Origin of the sequence: Blastomonas sp. (assembly GCF_030373265.1) — a bacterium.
Taxonomy (GTDB): domain Bacteria; phylum Pseudomonadota; class Alphaproteobacteria; order Sphingomonadales; family Sphingomonadaceae; genus Blastomonas.
The window spans coordinates 1-9,259 of record NZ_JAUCZC010000049.1 but is presented as its reverse complement, the minus strand read 5'-3'; the positions used below and the strand labels follow the sequence as shown (position 1 = coordinate 9,259).

Genomic DNA, 9,259 nt, shown 5'->3' with positions numbered 1-9,259 from the left:
AACACCTCCACTATGGCACATCGATGCCGTCGGGGGGCGTCCACCCCATCACCCAGCTGCGGCCATGGGATGCCCTGCGGCGGCTGCCTGAAAGCTGACATGCAGCTTCAGCCATTTCGTGGCCATGACCTGCCATTCAACAAGCGGCCCAATTCCAGACATTTCAAATCAGCCAAACCCCGCCGAAGTTGGCTGCGAAATGATCAATCGGTCGGGCAGCGACACATCGTTGAGCTGGCTTCAAGATCAAGAACCCCCGAGCGGTGACCCTAGCGTTCTCTTTAATCAGCGGCTTGCGCTTTTAATGATTGGAACGACCTCCGCACCGACAGAGATCTGATCCAGGTAATCGCTCCACCATTGGGCCATCGCAACACGCTCATCCCAGTGCTGTCCACGGGCATAGGCACCTCGAACCGCATTGCTGTGTCCATGGGCAAGAGCCCGCTCAATTGCATCAGGATGCCATTTCCCGCTTTCGTTCAACAACGTGCTCGCCGTTGCCCTGAAGCCGTGGGAGGTCACCACATCCTTCCCGAACCCCATTCGGCGGTAAGCGGCGTTCATAGCATTCTCACACATCGGTTTCTGGAGCGAGCTTTGGGCAGGGAACATGTACTCTCGCCAGCCAGTATGCTCGCGAAGCGCCTTGAGCAATTTAACAGACTGCCGTGACAACGGTACGCTGTGGGGCCGACGCAGCTTGGTTCGCTCTGCAGGAACGCGCCAGACTGACTCGTCAAAGTCGACCTCAGGCCATTTGCCATATCGTAACTCACCGGGACGGAGGAATACGTGGGGCAGAAGCTGCATCGCAAACTTCACGACCATTCCGCCAGCATATTCATCGATAGCGCGGAGTACCTGTCCGAGTTGATGAGGCTCAAGCAGTGCGGCATGATGTGTGACAATTGGCGTCGCTAGTGCGCCACCAAGCATTGCTGCCGGGTCATGTTTGCATAGTGCCATCGCCACCCCATGCCGAAATACTCGGCTAGCAAATGCCCTGGTACGCACCGCCGTTTCGCGCTTTCCCGCCTTCTCGATCTTCTTGAGCACAGCTAACAGCTCTGCGGGCTCAACGGCGTCGATAGGGCGAGGACCGATGGTTGGCGTCAGATGCGAGAGATACCAGCGTGCTTTCTCGATGGTGGCCTCAGCCTTTTGGCTGGCAACAAACCGAACTGCAATCAGGTCCTCTGCAACCGACTGAAAGCTGTTGTCAGCCGACAGGCGCGCCCTGATCTTCTCCATTTTGCGGGAATGCAGCGGATCGTCGCCCGCCCTGATCTTTTTGCGAACATCGTCACGGCGCTCGCGTGCGTCGGCTAGCGACACCTCAGGCCAGCTTCCAAGTGACAATCTCTTTTCGGATCCGTGGATCCTGTATTTCACGAACCAGTGCTTCGAACCGTTCGGCCGAATCTCAAGATAGAGGCCTTTGTCGTCGGATTTGCGGTAGACGGTATCAATCGGCTGAAACCCTCTGATTTCTGCGGCTTTGAGGGACATTTGGGGGCACCACGCTTTTTCCTGTCGCAGTGCCCCCAATTGTGCCCCCAAATTAACGAAATCTGGGGGCACAATTTGGAACAAAGCGAGATTCCAATCGCGAACAAAATAGCTCGAAACCCGCAGAAAATCAACGTTTTGGGACGTTTTGGGAAGGGGTGGTGGTGCCGCTTACGTGACTCGAACACGTGACCCCATCATTACGAATGATGTGCTCTACCAACTGAGCTAAAGCGGCGCGGGGCGCGGGGGTGCCGTGCCGGGTTGCGTGCGGAGCCGTTAACAGCAGCTTGGTCAGGATGCAAGCCGCGTTCGAAGCTGCAACGCGTGCGATGCAGATGGCAGGCGGTTTGTTCCTTCGCCGCCAATTTGTGACCGGGCGGTTAACCGTGCCTTTACTCCCTTGCGACACAATGGAGGCCTGAAACACTGGTTGGGATCGATAGATGGATACTCTGCGCGGATATCGCGATGGCATGCACGGCCATGACGACGCAGACGATGCGCCGCTGGCATCGACCGCCGTCGAAACGGATGACGACGCCCTGATGGATCCGCCGCAGTCCTTTGGCAGCGATGAGCGGCGCATGCACGTTCGTGCCTATAATTATTGGGCCAAGCTCTTAGGAAATCGGGTTTTTCCCTCCATCGAGGATCTCGATCCGGAAAACATCGAGGACTTCGGGCCCAACAGCGTGCTGCTCGATTTCACGTCGGGAATCGAAAATCCGGCGATCCCGTTCATCGGCAAGGCACTGCGCGACGAGTGTGACCTCGATGATGCGGTGGCGTATCTCGACGAAGTTCCCGGCCGCTCGCTGCTGTCGCGAATCACCGATCACTACATGCAGATTCTCGCCAACCAGGCGCCGATCGGCTTCGAAGCCGAATATGTGAACGATCGCGGCTCCACGATCATGTACCGCGGCATCCTGCTGCCCTTTTCGACCGACGATGACAGCATCGACTTCGTCTATGGTGTGATCAACTGGAAAGAGCTGGCCGACCGGTCGCTGACCAAGGAGCTCATCGATCAGATCGACGAGGCTGTCAAACAGGCGCCGCGCAAGCCTGCGCTGCCGGTGTGGGAAGACGATCCCGCACAGAGCCTCGCGCCTGGCGAACTGGATCTGGCAGCCTTCGAAGAGCCGATGCCGCTCGATGGCTATGCCCTGTTTACCGATGCCTCCGATGGGTTGGCCGAAGTCGGCTTCGGCGAAACCGCCGATGGCGCTGCAGCCAATGCATTCCCGGCGGTGGACATGCCCCGCGGCGACGCCGCCCTGGCCGATCTGCTCGACTATGCCCGTGCGCACGTCGAAGCGGCGCTCGCGCATGAGGATCGCTCGCGCGTCGCGCTCTATGCCGCGATCGGTCGGGCTCATGATTTTGCGATCGCGGCGCGTGGCCGCCCCGATGATTATGCCGAGCTGCTCAAGGAAAGTGGCATCTCCGCTCAGGCGCGCGCGCCGATGACGCCACTGGTCAAGCTCGTCTTCGGCGCGGGTTACGACAAGACGCGACTGGCAGAATATGCCTGCGTGCTGAGCTATGCGATGCGCCGCGACGTCCCGCGCGGCGGTCTGCCCGATGTGCTGGCGCATCAGGAAGGTGGCCTCAAAGCCATTGTCCAGCAGGAGCGCCAGGCGCGTCGGTCGAAGGATGCGGCCACCGCCGCGACCGGGCGCAAGCTCGAGGTCAGGCAGCGGCTGCGCGCCAACGCGCCGCGGCCATTGGCCAATCTGGATATCGGCGATGCCGAATTCGTGGTGCTGGTGGCGCGGCGCGATGAGGCGGGGGCGCTGGGTGTGGTCGGTGTGGTCGCAGAAGATGACCCGCTGGCAGATCGGGTGATGCGCCGCGCCGCGCGCTAGGCTCCGATGCGCAAAGCCAGCGCCGCAACAATTTATCGACTATCCGAAAGAAAATTACGCGCACCTGCCCAAACCCCCGCGCTGTGCGCTTGAGAACCGGCGTTGATTAGCGCATAAGCCGGGGTAGCAAACCCCGGAACAGATGCGGCAATACAGCGCGCACGCGGGTACGAGGAACACATGGCCGAAACCCCGATTGCAGCGTCCGGTGCGGACGCGGGCTCCAGCGTATCTTCCAATGCCACTCCCTTCGCCGACCCTGATCTCCACGCAAGGCTGCGTGCCGTGCTGGCCGACGCCTTCCTGAAAGGCGCTCTGCCGGGAGAAAATGAGGGTTTTGACGAAGCGGCCTGCAGCGAGGCAGCCGATTTCGCGCTGAGGGCGATGGCGCACCGCCCGTCTTCCGAAACCGTGCTGACGGTCGAATCGATCCCCGGCCAGACCGGGCACCGCCATATGCGGCTTGCGGTCATCAACGATGACATGCCGTTCCTCGTGGATTCGATCGCGGCTGCCATTTCGCGCTTCGGCCTGGCAATCGACCGGGTGATCCACCCGGTGGTGGCGATGCGCCGCGACTCCAGTGGCCTGTTGAGCGAAATCTACACCGACGAGGCGCCCGGCGAGCGTCGCGAATCGGTGGTCTATCTCGAGGTCGAGCGCGCCGATGCCCGCCAGCGCAAGGCGCTGGAGACCGCGCTTCTGGGCGCGTTAGCCGATGTCCGCGCCGCCGTGACCGATTGGCCGATGCTGCAGGCGGCCATGGCGGCCGACGCCGCCGCGATGGCCGATGGCGAAGGCGCGGCGCTGCTGCGCTGGTTCCTCGACCGCAACATGACGCTGCTTGCGCATCTGCGCGTGCGGCGTGACGGCACCAGCGATATGCCTTTGGGGATCGCCCGGATCAACGAACAGCCGCTGCTGGCGGCGCATTCGTTCGACCATGCCTTTGCCTGGTTCGAAAGCGGCAAGGCCGCGCCACTGATCATCAAGTCCAATTTCATCTCCACCGTGCACCGCCGCGCGCCGCTGGATCTGATCATCCTGCCCATCTGGGAGGATGGCCGCGTTGCCGCGCTCTCCGTGCACGGCGGCATCTGGACCAGCGCAGCGCTTGCAGCCTCGCCCGAACGCGTTCCGGTGCTGCGCGCACACCTCAAGATCCTGATGGACAAGTTCGGCTTTTCTCCCAACGGCCATGCCGGCAAGGCGCTGTCGCATGCGCTCACCGCACTGCCGCATGATCTGCTCATCGCCTTCAGCCTTGAAAATCTGGAGCGTGTCGCGCTCACCGCGATGTCGTTGGCAGATCGGCCGCGATCCAAGCTGGTTACCGTGCAGTCGTCGCTCAAGCGGCATCTGTTCGTGTTTGCTTGGCTGCCGCGCGACGAGGTTTCCACCGGTCGCCGCGTCGCGATCGAGCGAATGCTGCTGGAGGCCTCGGGCGGCAAGACTCTAAGCTGGTCGATTTCCCTGGAAGACGGCGAGATCGCGCTGATTCGTTTCGTCCTTGATCTGCGGGACGGCGGATCTCCGGTCGACGATGCCGCGCTCGATGCCGCGTTGCGCGCGATGATCCGTGGCTGGGAACCCTCGGTCGAGGAAGCGCTGATCGCGTTGGGCGAGGACAGCCGGGCGGCGGCCATGGCCGGTCGCTATGCGCCGCAATTCCCGATGGCCTATCGCACCGATTACGGTCCGCAAGAGGCCGCGCTCGATATCCTGCGGTTGCGCAACCTCGACAGCCTCGATCAGCACGGCGCGCGGCTCTATCGCAAGAGCCTGGATGCGCCGCAGAACCTGCGGCTGAAGCTCTACAGCCAGGCTGGCGCCATCCCGTTGTCGGAAACGGTGCCCGCGCTGGAGAATTTCGGCTTCGACGTCCTTGAGGAAATCCCGACCCAGCTGGGCAATGCCGACACCGGGCATATCCACGATTTCCTGCTGTGCCTGCGCGGTCAGGGCGATGTCGATTCGCTGCTGATGCGCTCCGGCGCGATCGAGGCAGCGATTTCCGGCACGCTCGAAGGCAAGGCGGAGAACGACCCGTTCAACCGTCTGATCGCCGCCACGGGGCTGGAGCAGCGCGCCGTTATCTGGCTGCGCGCGTGGTATCGGTATCTGCGGCAGGCCGGCCTGCCCTATGGCATCGGCACCGTGGTCGATGCGCTGCATGATGCACCCGAGATCGCCCACGCCCTCATCGCCCTGTTCATCGCACGACACGACCCGGCTTTCACCGGCGATCGCGAGGCGGCGACGCAGGCCAACCTCACCGCGATCACCAATGGCCTGACCCAGGTCTCGGCGATCGACGACGACCGGCTGCTGCGGATGCTGCGCGCGCTGGTCATGGCGATCCTGCGCACCAATGCTTTTGCACCGGCGGCCAGCCTTGCGATGGTGATGAAGATCGAAAGCGCCAAGGTGCCAGGACTCCCTGCCCCCCTGCCCTGGCGCGAGATGTTCGTCTATTCGCCGCAGGTCGAAGGCATCCATCTACGCGCCGGCCCGGTCGCGCGCGGCGGTCTGCGCTGGTCCGACCGGCGTGACGACTTCCGCACCGAGGTGCTCGGCCTGATGAAGGCGCAGCGCGTCAAGAACGCGGTGATCGTTCCGACGGGCGCCAAGGGCGGGTTCTTCCCCAAGCAGCTCCCCGATCCTGCGACGGACCGCGAAGGCTGGCTGACGGGCGGCAAGGACGCATACAAGACCTTCATCCGGACGCTGCTGTCGATCACCGACAACATCGTCGATGGCAAGGTGGTGCATCCTGAAGATGTCGTGATCCATGATGGCGAAGACCCGTATTTCGTGGTCGCCGCCGACAAGGGCACCGCGACCTTCTCCGACACCGCCAACGGCATCGCGGCCGAGTTCGGCTTCTGGCTGGGTGATGCGTTCGCATCCGGGGGCAGCCAAGGCTATGACCACAAGGCGATGGGCATCACCGCCAAGGGCGGCTGGGTTTCGGTCCAGCGCCATTTCGCCGAAATGGGCGTCGATGTGCAGAGCGATCCCGTGCGAGTTGCCGGCTGCGGCGACATGTCGGGTGATGTGTTCGGCAACGGCATGCTGCTGTCGCAGTCGATCAAACTGGTCGCCGCCTTCGACCACCGCCACATCTTTCTCGACCCCGATCCCGACCCGGCCACAAGCTGGGCCGAGCGCCAGCGGATGTTCAACCTGCCACGGTCAAGCTGGGACGATTATGAAAAGGCCCTGATTTCAAAAGGCGGCGGCGTGTTTGCCCGCTCGATGAAATCGATCCCGCTGACCGCCGAGGTCAAGGCGATGCTGGGACTGGATGCGGACGAGATCGAACCCGCAGCCCTCATCTCCGCGATCCTGCGGGCTCAGGTCGATCTTCTGTGGTTCGGCGGCATCGGCACCTACATCAAGGCGGGTTACGAGAACAATATCGACGTCGGTGATCCGTCCAACGATACGCTGCGCATCAACGCCGAACAGCTCCGCTGCAAGGTCGTGGGCGAAGGCGCCAACCTGGGCGTCACCCAGGCCGCGCGCATCGCCTTTTCGATGCTGGGTGGCCGGATCAACACCGATTTCATCGACAACTCTGCGGGCGTCGATTGCTCGGATAACGAGGTCAACATCAAGATCGGCCTCGCCGCCGTGATGCGTGCAGGGCTTCTCGACGAATCCGCGCGCAACGCCCTGCTCGCATCGATGACCGACGACGTCTCGATGCTGGTGCTCGAAGACAACCGGCTGCAGGCGCTGGGCCTTTCGATCGCCGAGCGCGGTGGCGTGGGCGCCCTGCCCTCGTACATCCGGCTGATCGAGCATTTCGAGGAACAGGGTCGGCTCGACCGCAAGGTCGAGGGCCTTGCCGATAACGCGACGCTCAAGCGGCGGGCGCAGGAGGGCTTCGGCCTCACCCGGCCCGAGCTCGCGGTGGTGCTATCCACCGCCAAGCTGACGCTGCAGGACGCGATCGAGCGCATCCCGCTTGCCGATGATCCGACGATGCGACCCGAGCTGCTCGCCGCCTTCCCGCCACAGATGCGCGAGGCCTATGGCGATACGCTGTTGCAGCACCAGTTGCGCGGCGAGATCATTGCCACCAAGCTTGCCAACCGCATGATCAACCGGCTGGGGCTGATCCATCCGTTCGAACTGGCGGAAGAAGAAGGCTGCACCCTGGGCGACGTCGCCTGCGCCTTTATCGCGGCGGAGCGGCTTTTTGCGCTGCCCGAGGTCTGGGCCGAATTCGATCATGCCGAGATGGACGAGCAGGTGCGCCTGATGCTGTTCGATGCCACTGCCAACATCGTGCGCGTCCATATCGCCGATGTGCTGCGCGCCAGCGCCGATGGCCTGATGCCTGGAGAGATCGTTGCCGCCCTGAAGCCCGGGGTCGACGCCCTGATCGCGCAGATGGACAATCTGCTCAATGCCGAGGCCCGGCTGCAGGCCGCGCGCCAGGCGCAGGATCTGGCAAGCAAGGGCGCGTCTCAGGTGCACGCCGCGCACATCGTGCGGCTCACCGGGCTGGACGGCGCGGCAGGGCTTGCCAACCTTGCCAGCACCAGCCGCACCGATCCGATGCTGCTGACCCAGGCGTTCGCCGATCTGGGCGCGACCCTTGGCCTCGACTGGACGCAGATGACGGCGGCCCGGATGTCGCCCAGCGATCCGTGGGAGCGGCTGCTGGTCTCAGGGCTCGCCCGCGACTTCCAGCAGATGCGGCTCGATTTCCTCAACCGCGCCAAGGGCGGCGACCCGCAGGCCTTTGTGACGCAATGGACCGAGGCCAACCTGCCCCGCATCAAGCAGTTCCGCGCGCTTGTCAGCCGTGCCCAGCTGGACGCGACGCCAAGCGTGCCGATGCTGGCCCAGATCGCCAGCCAGGCCCGGATCCTGCTGGCGCGCTGACGGCCTGACCTTGACCCACAAAAGGGGGGCCGGTGCATCGCTGCACCGGCCCCCCTTTTTGTTTTCCGAGAAGGAAGGCTGTTACGCCGCTTCCTTCTTCCGGCTCTGCTTCTTGCGCTCGTTCGGGTCGAGGAAGCGCTTGCGCAGGCGGATGTTCTTGGGCGTCACTTCCACCATTTCATCGTCGTCGATATACGCGATGGCCTGTTCCAGGCTCATCATGCGCGGCGGGGTGAGGCGGATGGCGTCGTCCTTGCCGGTCGAACGGAAGTTCGTCAGCTGCTTCGACTTCATCGGGTTGACTTCAAGGTCATCGGGCTTGGCGTTTTCGCCGATGATCATGCCTTCATAGACCGGAACGCCCGAGCCGAGGAACAGCACGCCGCGCTCTTCCAGAGCGTTGAGCGCATAGCCCACGGTGTCGCCGGTGCCGTTCGAGATCAGCACGCCGAGCTGACGTCCGGTGATCTGGCCCTTATAAGGGCCGTACTTTTCGAACAGACGGTTCATGATGCCGGTGCCGCGCGTGTCGGACAGGAACTCGCCGTGATAACCGATCAGGCCACGCGACGGCGCGCTGAAGGTGATGCGGGTCTTGCCGCCGCCCGAGGGACGCATATCGGTCATCTCGGCTTTGCGCTGCGCCATCTTCTCGACGACCGTGCCCGAATGTTCGTCGTCCACATCGATGACGACGGTTTCATAAGGCTCTTCGCGCTGGCCGGATTCGGTCTCGCTGGCTTCACGGAACAGCACGCGCGGACGCGATATGCCGAGCTCGAACCCTTCGCGGCGCATCGTCTCGATCAGCACGCCCAGCTGGAGTTCGCCGCGGCCTGCGACTTCGAAGCTGTCCTTGTCGGCAGACTCGGTGATCTTGATCGCGACGTTCGATTCGGCTTCGCGCATCAGGCGGTCGCGGATCATGCGGCTGGTCACCTTGGTGCCCTCGCGGCCCGCAAACGGGCTGTCGT

3 protein-coding genes, 1 tRNA gene and 1 pseudogene are annotated in these 9,259 nt (G+C 63.2%); 2 read left to right on the top strand and 3 right to left on the bottom strand.

What is annotated here, in order from left to right; all coding sequences use genetic code 11:
• Positions 1 to 285 precede the first annotated feature (285 nt).
• A complete protein-coding gene (locus QUV11_RS16875; protein WP_289620194.1) occupies positions 286 to 1,512 on the bottom strand; it encodes an integrase arm-type DNA-binding domain-containing protein in 1,227 nt (408 codons plus the stop codon).
• Positions 1,513 to 1,674: 162 nt separating this feature from the next.
• A tRNA-Thr gene (locus QUV11_RS16870) sits at positions 1,675 to 1,750 on the bottom strand.
• A 208-nt stretch (positions 1,751 to 1,958) separates the two neighbouring features.
• On the opposite strand from QUV11_RS16870, the gene QUV11_RS16865 reads away from it, so the two are divergent.
• Together QUV11_RS16865 and QUV11_RS16860 are read left to right on the top strand one after the other, a co-directional pair.
• Positions 1,959 to 3,386 (top strand): hypothetical protein, encoded by a 1,428-nt coding sequence (locus QUV11_RS16865; protein WP_300884139.1) that lies wholly within the window; start codon positions 1,959 to 1,961, stop codon positions 3,384 to 3,386.
• Between the two features lie 180 nt (positions 3,387 to 3,566).
• Complete coding sequence (locus tag QUV11_RS16860; RefSeq protein ID WP_300884138.1) at positions 3,567 to 8,285, top strand: NAD-glutamate dehydrogenase domain-containing protein; 4,719 nt, start codon at positions 3,567 to 3,569, stop codon at positions 8,283 to 8,285.
• An 81-nt stretch (positions 8,286 to 8,366) separates the two neighbouring features.
• Here QUV11_RS16860 and QUV11_RS16855 read toward each other — a convergent pair.
• Positions 8,367 to 9,259: pseudogene (locus QUV11_RS16855) on the bottom strand (translational GTPase TypA); the annotation flags it as partial.